Here is a 15,763-nt window from a genome sequence, read left to right as displayed (position 1 = left end):
AGAGCAAGAGCAGAAACTTCAAATTAGCTCTTGGCAGTTATTTATATATTGGTTGTTCTGGCCCTTTCGCGGGTAAACCCGCTCCCACAGGAGAGTGGTGGAAGTTGAAAGCATGCATAACCCTGTGGGAGCGGGTTTACCCGCGAATACGGACTTGAGATCACCCAGTTTCAACTAGCGGCAGCTGCGCCAGCCCAGGCGCCGCCCGTAACTTCGCGACTTCAGGAGGCCGAACGCAGGACTTGCGGAGGGAGGTGACGGGCATGGATGCCCGTCAAGCGCTGGGGCCCAGGATGGGCCCTGCAGCGCGGTCCTCCCGGGAGCAAGGCCGGAGTGAGGGAACCCGGAGCGAAGCGGAGGGCCGGATGAATGGAGCGCAGCGTTTTTTGGTTACTTTTTGTCGCGTTTGACAAAAAGTGACCCGCCGTAAGGGCGGAAAGGTGAATAAGCGTCGACATCACAAATGAATGCGCATACAACTTCCAAAACCACCAAACAACAACAACAACAACAACAACAACAAGGGGCGAATCAGAAGTCAGAACAGCCAACTCCAATCCACCCCCTGTCAAAACACTGATATCAATTCAAAGCATCAAGCAAAGCCTGGTTCATCTCCGGCGTCCCAACGGTAATCCGCAGGAACTGCGCAATCCGCTCCTGCTTGAAGTGCCGAACAATCACCCCCTGCTCCCGAAGCCGCGCCGCGATCCCCGCAGCATCCTGCCCGGGATGCCGGGCGAAGATGAAGTTCGCCGCCGAAGGCAACACCTCAAACCCACGCGCCACCAACTCGGCAACCAGCACCTCTCGGCTATCGATAACCTTGCGACAGGTCTCATCGAAATACTCACGGTCGTCAAACGCCGCCGCCGCCCCGACAATCGCCATGCGATCCAACGGATACGAGTTGAAGCTGTTCTTGATCCGCTCCAACGCCTCGATCAGATCAGGATGCCCCACCGCCAACCCAACCCGAAGCCCCGCCAGCGAACGCGACTTGGACAAGGTCTGGGTCACCAGCAGGTTGTCATAGCGATCGACCAGGCTGATGGCCGTCTCGCCACCGAAATCGATGTAGGCCTCGTCAACCACTACCACCGAATCCCGGTTGGCCTGCAGCAGTTGCTCGACCGCCTCAAGCGGCAACAGGCAGCCAGTCGGCGCGTTGGGGTTGGGGAAGATGACCCCGGCATTGGGTTTGCTGTAGTCCGAAACCCGGATCTGAAACTGCTCATCCAGCGCCACCTGCTCGAACGCGATACCGTACAGGCCGCAATACACCGGGTAGAAGCTGTAGCTCACGTCCGGGAACAGCAGCGGCCCACGGTCATGCTGGAACAGGCCGTGGAAGATGTGCGCCAGCACCTCGTCCGAGCCGTTGCCGACGAACACCTGCGCCGGCGCTACGCCGTAATACTCCGCCACCGCCTGCTTGAGCCGGTCACCGTTCGGGTCCGGATACAGGCGCAGATTGTCGTTGAGCTCGCCACGCATGGCTTCCAGCGCCTTGGGCGACGGCCCGTACGGGTTCTCGTTGGTGTTGAGCTTGACCAGCCGCGCAAGCTTCGGCTGCTCGCCCGGCACGTAAGGGACCAGGTCCTTGACGAAGGGACTCCAGAAACGACTCATGCTCAGTTCCCCTTCTCGTTGAGGATGCGGTATTCGGCGCTGCGCGCGTGGGCGGTCAGCGATTCGCCACGGGCCAGCACCGAAGCGGTGTGCCCCAGCTCGGACGCGCCCTGCTCGGAGCAGAAGATGATCGACGAACGCTTCTGGAAGTCATACACGCCCAATGGCGAAGAGAAGCGCGCGGTGCCGGAAGTCGGCAGCACGTGGTTGGGGCCGGCGCAGTAGTCGCCCAGCGCCTCGCTGGTGTGGCGGCCCATGAAGATCGCGCCGGCGTGGCGAATCTGCGGCAACCAGGCCTGCGGGTCGGCCACCGACAGCTCCAGGTGCTCGGGGGCGATGCGGTTGGCCACCTCGATGGCCTGCTGCATGTCACGCACCTGGATCAGCGCGCCACGGCCGTTGATCGATTTCTCGATGATCTCGGCACGCTCCATGGTCGGCAGCAGCTTGTCGATGCTCGCCGCCACACGATCGAGAAACTCGGCGTCCGGGCTGACCAGGATCGCCTGGGCGTCTTCATCGTGCTCGGCCTGGGAGAACAGGTCCATGGCGATCCAGTCCGGATCGGTCTGGCCATCGCACACCACCAGGATCTCCGACGGACCGGCGATCATGTCGATGCCGACCTGACCAAACACATGGCGCTTGGCCGTGGCCACGTAGATATTGCCCGGACCGACGATCTTGTCCACCTGCGGCACGCTCTCGGTGCCATAGGCCAGAGCCGCGACCGCTTGGGCGCCGCCGATGGTGAAGACCCGATCGACACCGGCGATGCAGGCCGCGGCCAGCACCAGCTCATTGATCTCGCCACGCGGGGTCGGCACCACCATCACCACCTCGGACACGCCAGCAACCTTGGCAGGGATGGCGTTCATCAGCACCGACGACGGGTACGACGCCTTGCCGCCCGGCACGTACAGGCCGGCGCGGTCCAACGGGGTAACCTTCTGCCCTAGCACGGTGCCGTCGGCCTCGGTGTACTGCCAGGAGTCCTGCTTCTGCCGCTCGTGGTAGATACGCACACGGTTGGCGGCTTTCTCCAGGGCTTCGCGCTGCACTGGGGTGATGCGGGTCAGGGCCAGTTCCAGGCGCGCACGGTCGAGGATCAGATCATCGATCGACTTGGCGTCGACACCGTCGAAACGCTGGGTAAACTCCACCAGCGCCGCATCACCGCGCTCGCGCACGGCCTTGATGATGTCGAGCACGCGCTGGTTGACCGCGTCATCGGACACACTTTCCCAGCTCAGCAGATGATCCAGATGTCGGGCGAAATCCTGGTCAGCGGCGTTGAGACGGGCAATTGCAGTGGACACGGTCATGGCGAGGGCCTCGTTATTAGCGGATGTTCAGGCGCCCTAAAGCTACCACTCTATCCGCGCGGGCACCTGAGAAAATTGGCTATGACGCGGATAGACGGGCGCGACAGCGGAGGTCGCGCGCAGAGGTCAGCCGCGGTGTCGCGATTCGACGGCGTTGCGCAGGGTGTCGATCAGACTCTGGATACGGGCGTGCTGCATTTTCATGGAGGCCTTGTTGACCACCAGGCGCGAGCTGATCGTGGCGATCAGTTCCTGGGGCTCGAGGCCATTGGCGCGCAGGGTGTTGCCGGTGTCGACCACGTCGATGATCTTGTCGGCGAGGTTGATCAGCGGGGCCAGCTCCATGGAGCCGTACAGCTTGATGATGTCGACCTGGCGGCCCTGTTCGGCGTAGTAGCGCTTGGCTACGTTGACGAACTTGGTGGCCACGCGCAGGCGGCCCTTGGGCTCGGGCGCACCAGTTACGCCGGCGGTCATCAGCTTGCACTGGGCGATCTGCAGGTCGAGGGGCTCGTACAGGCCCTGGCCGCCGTATTCCATCAGCACGTCCTTGCCGGCCACACCGAGGTCGGCGGCGCCATGCTCGACATAGGTCGGCACGTCGGTGGCACGCACGATGAGCAGGCGGACATCATCCTGGGTGGTCGGGATGATCAGCTTGCGGCTCTTGTCCGGATTCTCGGTCGGCACGATACCGGCTTCGGCCAGCAGTGGCAGGGTATCGTCGAGAATACGGCCTTTGGATAGCGCGATGGTCAACATTGGAACGTCGGTCCTTAAGCGTCTACTGCCGGCCGGGCCATGGGGCCCGACCGCATACGATTCGGCTGGCGCGTCCCTGCGCCGTGATGACTGCTAGCCCGGTACGCGACGGATCTTCGCGCCCAGCATCTGCAGTTTTTCCTCGATGCACTCGTAACCACGGTCGATGTGGTAGATGCGGTCGATCAGGGTGTCACCTTCGGCGACCAGCGCCGACAGCACCAGGCTGGCGGAAGCGCGCAGGTCGGTGGCCATGACCGGAGCACCCTTGAGCGCCTTGACGCCAGTGACGATGGCGGTGTTGCCCTCGACCTGGATCTGCGCGCCCATGCGGTGCATCTCGTAGACGTGCATGAAGCGGTTCTCGAAGATGGTCTCGATCACCGCGCCAGTGCCTTCGGCGATGGCATTGAGCGAGATGAACTGCGCCTGCATGTCGGTCGGGAACGCCGGGTACGGCGCGGTACGCAGGTTGACGGCCTTCGGACGCTTGCCGTGCATGTCCAGTTCGATCCAGTCTTCACCGGTGGTGATGTCGGCGCCGGCTTCCTTGAGTTTCTCGAGGACGGCTTCGAGGATGGTCGGATCGGTGTCCTTGACCTTGACGCGGCCACCGGTCACGGCAGCGGCAACCAGGTAGGTACCGGTCTCGATACGGTCGGGCATGACCCGGTAGTTGGTCGGCTGCAGACGCTCGACGCCATCGATGGTGATGGTGTCGGTGCCAGCGCCCTGGATCTTCGCGCCCATGGCAATCAGGAAGTTGGCCAGGTCGACCACCTCCGGCTCGCGAGCGGCGTTCTGCAGCACGCTGCGGCCCTTGGCCAGGGCGGCAGCCATCATGATGTTCTCGGTGCCGGTGACGCTGACGGTGTCGAAGAAGAAGTGCGCGCCGCGCAGGCCACCTTCAGGCGCCTTGGCCTTGATGTAGCCGCCTTCGACGTCAATTTTTGCACCCATGGCCTCCAGGCCGCGGATGTGCAGGTCGACTGGACGCGAACCGATGGCGCAACCACCTGGCAGGGCCACTTCAGCCTCACCAAAGCGGGCGACCATCGGGCCGAGCACCAGGATCGAGGCGCGCATGGTCTTGACCAGCTCGTAGGGGGCGACCAGGGTCTTGATGGTGCGCGGATCGATTTCCACCGAGAGTTTCTCGTCGATCACAGGCTCGATGCCCATGCGACCGAACAGCTCGATCATGGTGGTGATGTCGTGCAGGTGCGGCAGGTTGCCGACCGTGACCGGACCATCGCACAGCAGGGTGGCCGAGAGAATCGGCAGCGCCGAGTTCTTCGCGCCGGAAATGCGGATCTCGCCGTCGAGGCGCGGGCCGCCAGTGATAATCAGTTTGTCCATACGTATCTCGCCGCCAAGTTGGCTCAGGTGCGCTCAGCCCAGGCTGCGCTGCTGAAGAATTTCATGGTTACCGCGTGAATGCTGCCGTTGGCGATCCACGGATTGAGGTGAGCATAGATCGCTTGCTGACGCTTGACCGGGCTCTGGCCGGCCAGCTCGTCGCTGATCACGTTCAACTGGAAGTTGCAGCCTTCGCCTTCAACTTCAACCCGGGTTCCCGGCAATTTCTCTTCCAGAAAGCTTTTGACTTCTACGGCCTGCATGCTCAACCTCGATCGGCGCCCAACGCGCGCGGGTCGGCCATCATACAAAAAAGCCCCTCGCCTGCGAAGCCCATGAGAGAGCGCGCTGACCGAGGGGCCTTTCCCGAACGGCAGGGCATCAGCCTGCCAGGACTTCATCGAGGTCGTAGACCCCGGCGATTTCCCGCATGTCCTCGGGAATACCGCGCAGTTCCCAAGTCTTGCCGGCGGCCTGGGCATCGCGCATGAAGCCCAGCAGCAGCGACAGGCCGACACTGCTCGACTTGACCACCGCGGCGCAGTCGAGCACCAACTGCGGCTCGCGGCAGGCGGCGATCAGCGCCTTGCCCTGCTTGCGCAGGGCCGGGCCGCTGCGGTAGTCCAGCACACCGGCCAGGGCGAGAACGCCCGGCTCGGCCATGCTCACGACGGCGTCGCTCATTTGACTTCCTTATCCGGCGAACTGTCGGCGGTCTGCTTGGCCTTGGCCACTTCGCCGGCCCAGCCGTCGATGGTCTTGTCCAGGTCATTGCCGTTGCGCTGCATGGCGTCCTGGAACTGGTCGCGGAACAGCTTGCCGATGTTGATGCCGTTGACGATGACGTTGCGCACTTTCCACTGGTCGTCGATCTTCTGCATGGTGTACTGCACCGGATAGACCGCGCCGTTGGTGCCGGTGACCTTCATGCCGACACTGGTGCGGTCGCCGTCCTCGGCCTTGGCCGGGTCGACGGTGATGCCCTGGTTGTTGTATTCGAGCAAGGCATTGCCATAGAACTGCATCAGGCTGCGCTTGAAGTTTTCCTGGAAGCGCTGCATCTGCGCGGGGGTGGCCTTGCGCGAATACTTGACGGTCATGATGCTCCGGGAGATTCCGTCGGCATCGACCACCGGGCCCAGGTTGCTGTTGAGCGCGTTGTAGAACGCCTCGGGGTTGGCCTTGTACTGCTCCTTGTTGGCCTTGAGGTCGCTCAGCAGCTGGGTCGTGGTGCCCTGGATCACATCCCGGGCGGATTGCCCTGGCGCCGCCAGGGCCAGCAGGGGAAAGGCCGCCAGCAGGACCAGCAGGCCACGTCGCAGGATCGAAATCATGGAAACTCCTTAATTAGCCGGTTGCGCTTCTTTCGGTTCCTTGCCCACCGAGTTGAGCAGGAACTTGCCGATCAGGTCTTCCAGCACCAGCGCCGACTGGGTGTCGTGGATGGTGCTGCCATCCTTGAGTACCGCGTCCTCGCCACCGACGCTGATGCCGATGTACTTCTCGCCCAGAAGGCCGGCGGTCAGGATCGAGGCAGTGGAGTCGGTCGGCAGGTTGTCGACCTGCTTGTCCAGCTGCAGCGTGACCCGACCGGTGTAGGAGTCGCGGTCCAGATCGATGGCCGTGACCTTGCCGATGGTCACACCGGCCATGGTCACTTTAGCTCTGACCGTCAAACCGGCGATATTGTCGAAGTACGCATAAACTTTGTACGTGTCGCTGCTCGGGCTGGCCGACAGCCCGCTGACACGCAGGGCCAGCAGCAGCAGCGCCAGGATCCCGGCCAGGAGGAACAGGCCGACACCGATTTCCAGGGTGCGGTTTTGCATCAGAAATCTCCAAACATCAAGGCGGTCAGAATAAAGTCCAGACCCAGGACTGCCAACGAGGCATAGACCACGGTCTTGGTGGTGGCACGGCTGATCCCTTCTGAAGTGGGCTCGCAGTCGTACCCCTGGAATACGGCGATCCAGGTGACGACGAAGGCGAACACCAGGCTCTTGATCAACCCGTTGATCACGTCGTCACTGAAGGAAACGCTGTTCTGCATGTTGGCCCAGAACGAGCCCTCGTAGACGCCCAGCCAGTCAACGGCGACCCACGACCCACCCCAGATGCCGACCACGCTGAAGATCAGCGCCAGCAGCGGCAGCGAGATGAAGCCGGCCCACAGGCGTGGGGCGACGATGTACTTGAGCGGGTCGACGCCGATCATCTCGAGACTGGACAGTTGCTCGGTCGACTTCATGTTGCCGATCTCGGCGGTCAGCGCCGATCCCGCGCGGCCGGCGAACAGCAACGCGGTGACCACCGGCCCGAGCTCGCGCAGCAAGGTCAGGGCGACCATCTGTCCCACCGCCTGCTCCGAACCGTACTTGGTGAGGATGCTGTAGCCCTGCAGGGCCAGCACCATGCCAATGAACATGCCGGACACGACGATGATCGCCAGCGACAGCACGCCCACCGAATACAGTTGCCTGACCAGCAGCTGGAAGCCGCCACCGATGCCGCTGCGCCCGCCCAGCGAATGACCGAGGAACAGGCACGAGCGCCCCAGCACGGCCAGCACATCGATGGCCGAACGGCCGAACAGGCGGATACGTTCAAGTAAGGATTTTCTGCGCATCAACGCGTCCCCAGCAGATCGGCGCGGTAGTCAGGCGCAGGGAAGTGGAAAGGTACCGGGCCATCCGGATCGCCCTTCATGAACTGGCGAATACGCGGATTGTCCGAGCCCATCAGTTCGTCCGGCGTGCCCTGCCCCAGCACCTGGCCATCGCCCACCACGTAGATGTAGTCGGCGATGCTGGCGGTTTCGGCCAGGTCGTGGGAGACCACGATGCTGGTAATGCCCAGGGCATCGTTGAGCAGCCGGATCAGGCGCACGAGCACGCCCATGGCGATCGGGTCCTGGCCGACGAACGGCTCGTCGTACATGAGAATCTGCGGGTCGAGGGCAATCGCTCGGGCCAGAGCCACGCGCCGCTTCATGCCGCCGGACAGCTCGTCGGGCATCAGGTCGATGGCGCCGCGCAGCCCCACGGCCTGCAGCTTCATCAGGACGATGTCACGGATCATCTCGTCCGGCAGTTGGGTATGCACCCGCAGCGGGAAGGCGACATTCTCGAAGACATCGAGGTCGGTAAACAGTGCGCCGCTCTGGAACAGCACGCCCATCTGCTTGCGCGCATCGAACAGGTCGCTGCGCGACAGCGCGGGCAGGTTCTGGCCATTGACCCAGACTTCGCCGGCGGCCGGGCGCAACTGCGCGCCCATCAGGCGCAGCAGTGTGGTCTTGCCGCACCCCGAAGGCCCCATGATACCGGTGACCTTGCCGCGGGGAATGCGAATGTCCACGTTGCTGAAAATGCTGCGCGAACCGCGCTTGAAGGTGACTCCCTTCAACTCGACCGCGTAGGCGCTATCCACACTCATCTAGACTCCTTGCTAGTGCAGCCTCGTCATCATGGACGCCTGCCTTCATCTTGAAGGCACACAGGTCCCTGGCGGGCCGAATAGCGGCGAACTATAGCACCGCTGGTAGGCCCGCCCCAAGGCCGTCGCCCGACTCGTTCAGGCCCCAGACAGGCTGACGCGATCACCCTGTGACATTCGAAGGATGAGCCTTTCACACATTGCGGCTATAATCGCCGCCTTTTCATCAGGCATTGCGTTTTCGACATGAGCCAATCCAGCGAGCTGATCCAATCCGCCCAGCGCACCCTGCGCCTCGAACTCGAGGCCGTGGAGGCCCTGCTGGCCCGTATCGACGGCGATTTCGTCAAGGCCTGCGAGCTGATCCTGGCCAGCAAGGGACGGGTCGTGGTGGTTGGCATGGGCAAGTCCGGCCACATCGGCAACAAGATCGCCGCCACCCTGGCCAGCACCGGCACCCCGGCGTTCTTCGTGCATCCAGCCGAGGCCAGCCATGGCGACATGGGCATGATCACCCGTGACGATGTCATTCTTGCCCTGTCCAACTCCGGCAGCACCGCCGAAATCGTCACCCTGTTGCCGTTGATCAAGCGCCTGGGCATCCAGATGATCAGCCTGACCGGCAACCCGGATTCGGCCCTGGCCCAGGCCGCCGAGGTCAACCTCGACGCCAGCGTCGCCCAGGAAGCCTGCCCACTCAACCTGGCGCCGACCTCCTCCACTACCGCGGCCCTGGTCCTGGGCGACGCCCTGGCCATCGCCCTGCTCGAAGCCCGGGGCTTCACCGCCGAGGACTTCGCCTTTTCGCACCCCGGTGGCGCACTCGGCCGCCGCCTGCTGCTGAAAGTCGAGAACGTCATGCATGCCGGCGAAGAACTGCCCCAGGTCAAAAGCGGCACCCTGCTCAAGGACGCACTGCTTGAAATGTCTCGCAAAGGCCTGGGCATGACCGTCGTCCTCGGCAGCGACGGCAAGCTCGCCGGCGTCTTCACCGACGGCGATCTGCGCCGCAGCCTGGATCGCAACATCGATGTGCACAAGACCCTCATCGACGAGGTCATGACCGTGCACGGCAAGACCGCCCGCGCCGAGATGCTCGCCGCCGAGGCTCTGAAAATCATGGAAGACCACAAGATCAGCGCACTGGTGGTCGTCGACCAGGACGACCGCCCGACCGGCGCCCTGAACATGCACGACCTGCTGCGCGCCGGAGTGATGTAAATGAACCAGGACCTGATGCAACGCGCCAAGGCCATCAAGCTGGCCGTGTTCGACGTCGATGGCGTGCTCACCGACGGCCGCCTGTACTTCCTCGAGGACGGCAGCGAGTTCAAGACCTTCAACACCCTCGACGGCCACGGCATCAAGATGCTCATGGCCTCGGGCGTGACCACCGCGATCATCAGCGGACGCAAGACCCCGGTGGTCGAGCGCCGGGCCAGGAACCTGGGCATCCCGCACCTGTTCCAGGGCCGCGAGGACAAACTGGTGGTACTGGACGGCCTGCTCGCCGAACTCGGCCTAAGCTATGAACAGGTCGCCTACCTGGGCGACGACCTGCCCGACCTGCCGGTGATTCGCCGCGTAGGCCTGGGCATGGCGGTGCACAACGCCGCGCCGTTCGTGCGCCAGCACGCCCACGGCGTCACCCAGGCTCGCGGCGGCGAAGGCGCCGCCCGCGAGTTCTGCGAACTGATCATGCAGGCCCAGGGCACCCTGGACGCTGCCAACGCCAACTACCTGTAAGGCCACCCATGTTCAGCAAGAAGGTTCGAAATTTTGCGCTGTTTGGCGTGATCGCCGCAGTGCTGGCGGCGGTGGGCTACTGGAACATCAGCCCCGAGAGCTTCCTCGACAAGCCGACCGTCCAGACCAACGACAGCGCCATCGACTACTACGCCGTCAACGCCCACACCCTGCAGTTCCTGCCCGACGGCAAGCTGCAGTACGAGATGACCGCCGACAAGGTCGAGCACCTCAAGGCCAGCGAAGTCACCCTGGTGACCACGCCCGACCTGCACATGTACCGTGGCACGGAGTATCCGTGGCACGTGCAGAGCAAGCGCGCCGAGGTCAACCCGGACGGCACCGAGGTCGAACTGATCGACGAAGTGCGCGTGGCGCGTACCGACGAAAAACAGCGCGAGACCATCATTACCAGCTCGCGCATGACCGTGTTCCCGCAGAAGCAATATGCGCAGACCGAGCAAGCCGTTAGAATCGACGGCGCCGGTGGCACGACTACGGGCAAAGGAATGAAAGCGTATTTGAAAGAAGGCAGGATGGACCTGCTCTCTAACGTAAGAGGACAGTATGAGGCTCGTTAAAACCCTCCCCCTTTTGCTCAGCCTGGGCGCAGCACTGGGAAGCGCGAGCGCCTTGGCCCTGCCGAACGACCGTGACCAGCCGATCCGCATCCAGGCGGACAACGCCCACCTGGACGACAAGCAAGGTGTAGCCACCTACACCGGCGATGTGATCATCACCCAAGGTTCGATGATGATCAAAGGCAACACCGTGACCATGACCCGCGCCGCCTCCGGCGATATCGACGTGGTCACCTCGGTGGGCAACCTGGCCTATTTCGAACAGCAGCAGAGCGCCGCCAAGCCCGACAAGATGAAAGGCTGGGCCGTGACCATTCAGTACCAGGCGCAGAAAGACACGGTGATTCTCACCGACCGCGCCAAGGTCGAGAACGAAGGCAACACTACCGAAGGCGAGAAGATCGTCTACAACACCAAGTCCCAGGTGGCTACCGCCGGGCGTGGTGGCAACGTGACTGCACCACGTCAGCGCATCGACATGGTCATTCAACCGAAGAAAAAGGCCGAGTAAATGGCAACCCTCAAAGCCCAGCACCTGGCCAAGAGCTACAAGGGCCGGCAAGTCGTGCGCGACGTCAGCCTGTCCATCGACAGCGGCCAGATCGTCGGCCTGCTCGGCCCCAACGGCGCCGGCAAGACCACCTGTTTCTACATGATCGTCGGCCTGGTCCAGGCCGACCAGGGGCGCGTGCTGATCGACAACCTCGACGTCAGCCACCAGCCCATGCATGGCCGCGCCCAGGCTGGCATCGGCTACCTGCCGCAGGAAGCCTCGATCTTCCGCAAGCTGTCGGTGGCCGACAACATCATGGCCATCCTCGAGACCCGCAAGGACCTCGATCGCGAAGGCCGGCGCAAGGAGCTGGAAAGCCTGCTGCAGGAGTTCCACATCAGCCACATCCGCGACAACCTGGGCATGAGCCTCTCCGGCGGTGAGCGTCGCCGTGTCGAGATCGCCCGCGCCCTGGCCACCGCGCCCAAGTTCATCCTGCTGGACGAACCGTTCGCCGGTGTCGACCCGATCTCCGTCGGCGACATCAAGCAGATCATCCACCACCTCAAGAACAAGGGTATCGGCGTGCTGATCACCGACCACAACGTTCGCGAGACCCTGGATATCTGCGAAACCGCCTACATCGTCAACGATGGCCAGCTGATCGCCGAAGGTGACGCCGAGACCATCCTGGCCAACCAGCTGGTCAAGGAAGTGTACCTGGGGCACGAGTTCCGGCTCTGACCCAGCCTGCCCGGAGCACTGGCGAATGCGCCCAATCGGGGCTTAAGTTGTCACAGTGCTCTAGGCAAACGCTGCAATTTCAGGCATATAACTTGCTTAGATTCGGCGCCCAAGCGCCCTACGTGTAGTGGATGGCGCATGCGCGCCGGCGAACAAGGTATTAAGCCCCTGCCATGAAACCATCGCTCGTCCTAAAAATGGGCCAGCAACTGACGATGACCCCTCAGTTGCAACAGGCCATCCGTCTACTCCAGCTCTCCACCCTGGACCTCCAGCAGGAAATCCAGGAAGCGCTGGAATCCAATCCGATGCTCGAACGTCAGGAAGACGGCGACGACTTCGACAACAGCGACCCGATGGCGGACAACGCCGAAAGCAAGCCGGCAGCCGAAGTCCAGGACAACAGTTTCCAGGAAACCACCACCAGCACCAGCGAGAACCTGGAAGACGGTGAGTGGGCAGAACGCATTCCCAACGAGCTGCCAGTCGATACCGCCTGGGAAGACATTTATCAGACCAGCGCCAGCAGCCTGCCCAGCAACGACGATGACGAGTGGGACTTCACTACCCGCACCTCGGCCGGCGAAAGCCTGCAGAGCCATCTGCTGTGGCAGCTCAACCTCGCTCCGATGTCCGATACCGACCGCCTGATCGCGGTCACCCTGATCGACAGCATCAACGGCCAGGGCTACCTGGAGGACACGCTCGAGGAAATCTGCGCCGGCTTCGACCCCGAGCTCGACATCGAGCTGGACGAAATCGAAGCCGTGCTGCATCGCATCCAACAGTTCGAACCGGCCGGCATCGGCGCCCGCTCCCTAGGCGAGTGCCTGCTGTTGCAGCTACGCCAGCTGCCCGCCTCGACGCCTTGGATGAGCGAGGCCCAGCGCCTGGTCACTGACTTCATCGACCTGCTCGGCAGCCGCGACTACAGCCAGCTGATGCGGCGCATGAAGCTCAAGGAGGACGAGCTGCGCCAGATCATCGAGCTGGTGCAGACCCTCAACCCGCGCCCCGGCTCGCAGATCGAGTCCAGCGAGCCTGAGTACGTGGTCCCTGACGTGATCGTGCGCAAGGACAGCGATCGCTGGCTGGTCGAGCTCAACCAGGAAGCCGTGCCGCGCCTGCGCGTCAACCCGCAGTACGCCGGCTTCGTACGCCGCGCCGACACCAGCGCCGACAACACCTTCATGCGCAACCAGTTGCAGGAGGCGCGCTGGTTCATCAAGAGCCTGCAAAGCCGCAACGAGACCCTGATGAAGGTGGCGACGCAGATCGTCGAGCATCAACGTGGCTTCCTCGACCATGGCGACGAGGCCATGAAGCCGCTGGTCCTGCACGATATCGCCGAGGCGGTGGGCATGCACGAATCGACCATTTCCCGGGTGACCACGCAGAAATACATGCACACGCCTCGCGGAATCTACGAACTGAAATACTTTTTCTCGAGCCACGTGAGCACCGCCGAAGGGGGCGAATGCTCGTCCACGGCGATCCGCGCGATCATCAAGAAACTGGTGGCCGCGGAAAATCAGAAAAAGCCATTGAGTGACAGCAAGATCGCTGGTTTACTGGAGGCACAAGGCATCCAGGTAGCCCGTCGCACCGTCGCCAAGTACCGCGAATCGTTGGGCATCGCCCCCTCGAGCGAGCGCAAGCGACTGATGTAGCCCCCGGATGTGCCACAGCGTTTCAGCGGCAGGTGCAACACCTGCCCTTTATGCACGGGCAACAAAAGGAGAAGCTGTATGCAAGTCAACATCAGTGGACAGCATGTAGAAGTCACTCAACCTCTGCGCGATTACGTGCTCGAAAAACTCGCCCGCGTGGAGGGTCACTTCGACAAGATCACCAATGCGACGGTGATCATGAAGGTCGAGAAGCTGCAGCAGAAGGTTGAAGCCACACTCCAGATTCCCGGTGGCGAGGTCGTCGCCAACGCCGAACACCAAGACATGTATGCCGCGATCGACGCCCTGGCCGACAAGCTCGACCGCCAACTGAAAAAACACAAGGAAAAACAGCAAAGCCTGCTGCAAGGTGCAGCCGCCCGCTGATCCCCTCATCCATGATCCGACTTGAAACCATCCTGACCCCCGGCCGTTCCCTCGTGAACGTGCCGGGTGGCAGTAAGAAGCGCGCCCTGGAAAAGGTCGCCACCCTGATTGCCGAGCAAGTACCAGAGCTGGAGATGCAAGACGTCTTCGACAAGCTCATCGCTCGGGAAAAGCTGGGCTCCACCGGTTTTGGCAATGGCATCGCCATCCCCCACTGCCGGCTTGTGGGCTGCACCGCGCCAGTGAGCGCCCTACTGCACCTGGATACCCCCATCGATTACGATGCCATCGATGGCGCCCCGGTCGACCTGCTCTTCGTGCTGCTGGTCCCGGAAGCCGCCACCGATGCCCACCTTGAACTGCTGCGCCAGATCGCCAGCATGCTCGATCGCAAGGAGGTCCGTGATCGCCTGCGTGCCGCCGACAGCAGCGAGACCCTGTACCAGGTCGTCCTGGACGCACAGAACGAGCACTGAACATGCGCCTGATCATCGTCAGCGGCCGCTCCGGCTCCGGTAAGAGCACCGCCCTCGACGTGCTGGAAGACAACGGCTACTACTGCATCGACAACCTGCCTGCCGGCTTGTTGCCACAGCTGGCGGAAAATGCCCTGGTCAACACCGAGCTGCTGCAACCTAAGGTCGCGGTCTCCATCGATGCGCGCAACCTGCCCAGCCACCTGTCACGCTTCCCCGAATTGCTCGAAGAGGCGCGCGCCCGGCACATCCAGTGCGACGTGCTGTATCTGGACGCTGACGAAGAAACCCTGCTCAAGCGCTTTTCGGAAACCCGGCGCCGTCACCCGTTGACCAATGACAGCCGCTCGCTGGCCGAAGCGATCCGGGTCGAGAGCGAGCTGCTGGGGCCGATCGCCGATCTGGCCGACCTGAAGATCGACACCACCAACCTGAACCTCTACCAGCTGCGCGACTCGATCAAGCTGCGCCTGCTCAACCAGCCCGAACCGGGCACGGCGTTCCTGGTCGAATCGTTCGGCTTCAAACGCGGCATGCCCGTGGACGCGGATCTGGTGTTCGACGTGCGATGCCTGCCGAACCCCTACTGGAAGCCGGAACTTCGTGACCATTCCGGCCTCGAACAACCGGTGATCGACTACCTGGCCGCGCAGCCGGATGTCGAGGAAATGTTCCAGGACATCTCCAGCTACCTGCTCAAATGGCTGCCGCGCTTTGCCGCCAGCAACCGCGCGTATGTCACCATTGCCATCGGCTGTACCGGTGGCCACCACCGCTCGGTGTATATCACCGAACGGCTTGGCCAACTGCTCCAGCAATCCCTGAAAAACGTCCAGGTTCGCCACCGCGACCTCTAGCCCACAGGATCCACCCCACGATGCCCGCCCGCGAAATCACCATCATCAACAAGCTGGGCTTGCACGCCCGGGCGGCGGCCAAGTTCGTCGGCGTGGCGGGGCGCTTTCCGTGCGCGGTGCGGGTTGGCCGCGCGCCTGACAAGCTGGTGGACGGCAAGAGCATCATGGCGGTGATGATGCTCGCCGCCGGCAAGGGCACTCCGGTCCATCTGCACACCGAGGGCGAGCAGGACGGTGAAGCCATGGAGGCGCTGGTCGCATTGATCGAGAACTTCTTCGACGAGGGCGAGTAACGC

General features: G+C 62.9%; 20 protein-coding genes. 10 read left to right on the top strand and 10 right to left on the bottom strand.

Going from position 1 to position 15,763, the window contains the following annotated elements:
• Positions 1 to 582 precede the first annotated feature (582 nt).
• The 10 genes from hisC to N5D48_RS23185 all read right to left on the bottom strand — a co-directional run bounded on the left by hisC (position 583) and on the right by N5D48_RS23185 (position 8,513).
• Complete coding sequence (gene hisC, locus N5D48_RS23230) at positions 583 to 1,632, bottom strand: histidinol-phosphate transaminase (RefSeq protein WP_279888309.1); 1,050 nt, start codon at positions 1,630 to 1,632, stop codon at positions 583 to 585.
• Positions 1,633 to 1,634: 2 nt separating this feature from the next.
• Positions 1,635 to 2,957, bottom strand: coding sequence for a histidinol dehydrogenase (gene hisD / locus N5D48_RS23225; protein ID WP_279888307.1), 1,323 nt, complete (start codon positions 2,955 to 2,957; stop codon positions 1,635 to 1,637).
• A gap of 126 nt (positions 2,958 to 3,083) precedes the next feature.
• Entirely contained in the window at positions 3,084 to 3,719 is a 636-nt protein-coding gene (hisG, locus tag N5D48_RS23220) for an ATP phosphoribosyltransferase (protein ID WP_011532429.1), read from the bottom strand.
• 93 nt (positions 3,720 to 3,812) lie between these two features.
• Complete coding sequence (gene murA, locus N5D48_RS23215) at positions 3,813 to 5,078, bottom strand: UDP-N-acetylglucosamine 1-carboxyvinyltransferase (protein WP_279888305.1); 1,266 nt, start codon at positions 5,076 to 5,078, stop codon at positions 3,813 to 3,815.
• Between the two features lie 23 nt (positions 5,079 to 5,101).
• Positions 5,102 to 5,341: a BolA family protein gene (locus N5D48_RS23210; RefSeq protein WP_028689666.1), complete on the bottom strand. Its 240-nt coding sequence runs from the start codon at positions 5,339 to 5,341 to the stop codon at positions 5,102 to 5,104.
• Between the two features lie 118 nt (positions 5,342 to 5,459).
• The gene (locus tag N5D48_RS23205) at positions 5,460 to 5,762 is read right to left on the bottom strand and encodes an STAS domain-containing protein (protein WP_279888303.1); all 303 of its coding nucleotides are present in this window, start codon (positions 5,760 to 5,762) and stop codon (positions 5,460 to 5,462) included.
• Positions 5,759 to 6,412, bottom strand: coding sequence for an ABC transporter substrate-binding protein (locus N5D48_RS23200; protein WP_279888301.1), 654 nt, complete (start codon positions 6,410 to 6,412; stop codon positions 5,759 to 5,761). Before N5D48_RS23200 ends, N5D48_RS23205 begins: the two co-directional genes overlap by 4 nt.
• A 9-nt stretch (positions 6,413 to 6,421) precedes the next feature.
• Complete coding sequence (gene mlaD, locus N5D48_RS23195) at positions 6,422 to 6,907, bottom strand: outer membrane lipid asymmetry maintenance protein MlaD (protein ID WP_248918845.1); 486 nt, start codon at positions 6,905 to 6,907, stop codon at positions 6,422 to 6,424.
• Entirely contained in the window at positions 6,907 to 7,704 is a 798-nt protein-coding gene (gene mlaE, locus N5D48_RS23190; RefSeq protein WP_279888298.1) for a lipid asymmetry maintenance ABC transporter permease subunit MlaE, read from the bottom strand. The genes mlaD and mlaE overlap by 1 nt, the downstream gene beginning before the upstream one ends.
• A complete protein-coding gene (locus tag N5D48_RS23185; protein WP_279888296.1) occupies positions 7,704 to 8,513 on the bottom strand; it encodes an ATP-binding cassette domain-containing protein in 810 nt (269 codons plus the stop codon). Before N5D48_RS23185 ends, mlaE begins: the two co-directional genes overlap by 1 nt.
• A gap of 246 nt (positions 8,514 to 8,759) precedes the next feature.
• Between N5D48_RS23185 and N5D48_RS23180 the strand changes: the two genes are divergently transcribed.
• From N5D48_RS23180 to N5D48_RS23135, 10 genes are all read left to right on the top strand, one after another.
• Entirely contained in the window at positions 8,760 to 9,734 is a 975-nt protein-coding gene (locus tag N5D48_RS23180; protein WP_279888295.1) for a KpsF/GutQ family sugar-phosphate isomerase, read from the top strand.
• On the top strand, positions 9,735 to 10,259 hold the full coding sequence (locus N5D48_RS23175; RefSeq protein ID WP_279888293.1) for an HAD family hydrolase: 525 nt from the start codon (positions 9,735 to 9,737) through the stop codon (positions 10,257 to 10,259).
• Between the two features lie 8 nt (positions 10,260 to 10,267).
• Positions 10,268 to 10,840: an LPS export ABC transporter periplasmic protein LptC gene (lptC, locus tag N5D48_RS23170; RefSeq protein ID WP_279888291.1), complete on the top strand. Its 573-nt coding sequence runs from the start codon at positions 10,268 to 10,270 to the stop codon at positions 10,838 to 10,840.
• Positions 10,827 to 11,351, top strand: coding sequence for a lipopolysaccharide transport periplasmic protein LptA (lptA, locus tag N5D48_RS23165; protein WP_279809214.1), 525 nt, complete (start codon positions 10,827 to 10,829; stop codon positions 11,349 to 11,351). Before lptC ends, lptA begins: the two co-directional genes overlap by 14 nt.
• The gene (lptB, locus tag N5D48_RS23160; RefSeq protein WP_186658097.1) at positions 11,352 to 12,077 is read left to right on the top strand and encodes an LPS export ABC transporter ATP-binding protein; all 726 of its coding nucleotides are present in this window, start codon (positions 11,352 to 11,354) and stop codon (positions 12,075 to 12,077) included.
• A 173-nt stretch (positions 12,078 to 12,250) separates the two neighbouring features.
• On the top strand, positions 12,251 to 13,747 hold the full coding sequence (locus tag N5D48_RS23155; protein WP_279888287.1) for an RNA polymerase factor sigma-54: 1,497 nt from the start codon (positions 12,251 to 12,253) through the stop codon (positions 13,745 to 13,747).
• Positions 13,748 to 13,825: 78 nt separating this feature from the next.
• Complete coding sequence (gene raiA, locus N5D48_RS23150) at positions 13,826 to 14,134, top strand: ribosome-associated translation inhibitor RaiA (protein WP_011532415.1); 309 nt, start codon at positions 13,826 to 13,828, stop codon at positions 14,132 to 14,134.
• An 11-nt stretch (positions 14,135 to 14,145) separates the two neighbouring features.
• Positions 14,146 to 14,610 carry a PTS IIA-like nitrogen regulatory protein PtsN gene (ptsN, locus tag N5D48_RS23145; RefSeq protein ID WP_279888285.1) on the top strand — a complete coding sequence of 155 codons (465 nt, stop codon included), beginning with the start codon at positions 14,146 to 14,148 and terminating at the stop codon, positions 14,608 to 14,610.
• Between the two features lie 2 nt (positions 14,611 to 14,612).
• Positions 14,613 to 15,467 carry an RNase adapter RapZ gene (gene rapZ, locus N5D48_RS23140; RefSeq protein ID WP_279888283.1) on the top strand — a complete coding sequence of 285 codons (855 nt, stop codon included), beginning with the start codon at positions 14,613 to 14,615 and terminating at the stop codon, positions 15,465 to 15,467.
• Positions 15,468 to 15,487: 20 nt separating this feature from the next.
• Positions 15,488 to 15,760 carry an HPr family phosphocarrier protein gene (locus N5D48_RS23135; protein ID WP_279888282.1) on the top strand — a complete coding sequence of 91 codons (273 nt, stop codon included), beginning with the start codon at positions 15,488 to 15,490 and terminating at the stop codon, positions 15,758 to 15,760.
• Positions 15,761 to 15,763 lie beyond the last annotated feature (3 nt).

The sequence above is a fragment of the Pseudomonas sp. GD03858 genome (assembly GCF_029840925.1).
Lineage (GTDB): Bacteria > Pseudomonadota > Gammaproteobacteria > Pseudomonadales > Pseudomonadaceae > Aquipseudomonas.
Note: the sequence above shows the minus strand (reverse complement) of the source record. Positions and strands in the feature narration are given on the sequence as shown.

What these genes read in the sequence shown, in the direction of transcription:
- hisC (WP_279888309.1), bottom strand. Translation starts at nt 1,632, where the DNA reads ATGAGTCGTTTCTGGAGTCCCTTCGTCAAGGACCTGGTCCCTTACGTG.
- hisD (WP_279888307.1), bottom strand. Translation starts at nt 2,957, where the DNA reads ATGACCGTGTCCACTGCAATTGCCCGTCTCAACGCCGCTGACCAGGAT.
- hisG (WP_011532429.1), bottom strand. Translation starts at nt 3,719, where the DNA reads ATGTTGACCATCGCGCTATCCAAAGGCCGTATTCTCGACGATACCCTG.
- murA (WP_279888305.1), bottom strand. Translation starts at nt 5,078, where the DNA reads ATGGACAAACTGATTATCACTGGCGGCCCGCGCCTCGACGGCGAGATC.
- N5D48_RS23210 (WP_028689666.1), bottom strand. Translation starts at nt 5,341, where the DNA reads ATGCAGGCCGTAGAAGTCAAAAGCTTTCTGGAAGAGAAATTGCCGGGA.
- N5D48_RS23205 (WP_279888303.1), bottom strand. Translation starts at nt 5,762, where the DNA reads ATGAGCGACGCCGTCGTGAGCATGGCCGAGCCGGGCGTTCTCGCCCTG.
- N5D48_RS23200 (WP_279888301.1), bottom strand. Translation starts at nt 6,412, where the DNA reads ATGATTTCGATCCTGCGACGTGGCCTGCTGGTCCTGCTGGCGGCCTTT.
- mlaD (WP_248918845.1), bottom strand. Translation starts at nt 6,907, where the DNA reads ATGCAAAACCGCACCCTGGAAATCGGTGTCGGCCTGTTCCTCCTGGCC.
- mlaE (WP_279888298.1), bottom strand. Translation starts at nt 7,704, where the DNA reads ATGCGCAGAAAATCCTTACTTGAACGTATCCGCCTGTTCGGCCGTTCG.
- N5D48_RS23185 (WP_279888296.1), bottom strand. Translation starts at nt 8,513, where the DNA reads ATGAGTGTGGATAGCGCCTACGCGGTCGAGTTGAAGGGAGTCACCTTC.
- N5D48_RS23180 (WP_279888295.1), top strand. Translation starts at nt 8,760, where the DNA reads ATGAGCCAATCCAGCGAGCTGATCCAATCCGCCCAGCGCACCCTGCGC.
- N5D48_RS23175 (WP_279888293.1), top strand. Translation starts at nt 9,735, where the DNA reads ATGAACCAGGACCTGATGCAACGCGCCAAGGCCATCAAGCTGGCCGTG.
- lptC (WP_279888291.1), top strand. Translation starts at nt 10,268, where the DNA reads ATGTTCAGCAAGAAGGTTCGAAATTTTGCGCTGTTTGGCGTGATCGCC.
- lptA (WP_279809214.1), top strand. Translation starts at nt 10,827, where the DNA reads ATGAGGCTCGTTAAAACCCTCCCCCTTTTGCTCAGCCTGGGCGCAGCA.
- lptB (WP_186658097.1), top strand. Translation starts at nt 11,352, where the DNA reads ATGGCAACCCTCAAAGCCCAGCACCTGGCCAAGAGCTACAAGGGCCGG.
- N5D48_RS23155 (WP_279888287.1), top strand. Translation starts at nt 12,251, where the DNA reads ATGAAACCATCGCTCGTCCTAAAAATGGGCCAGCAACTGACGATGACC.
- raiA (WP_011532415.1), top strand. Translation starts at nt 13,826, where the DNA reads ATGCAAGTCAACATCAGTGGACAGCATGTAGAAGTCACTCAACCTCTG.
- ptsN (WP_279888285.1), top strand. Translation starts at nt 14,146, where the DNA reads ATGATCCGACTTGAAACCATCCTGACCCCCGGCCGTTCCCTCGTGAAC.
- rapZ (WP_279888283.1), top strand. Translation starts at nt 14,613, where the DNA reads ATGCGCCTGATCATCGTCAGCGGCCGCTCCGGCTCCGGTAAGAGCACC.
- N5D48_RS23135 (WP_279888282.1), top strand. Translation starts at nt 15,488, where the DNA reads ATGCCCGCCCGCGAAATCACCATCATCAACAAGCTGGGCTTGCACGCC.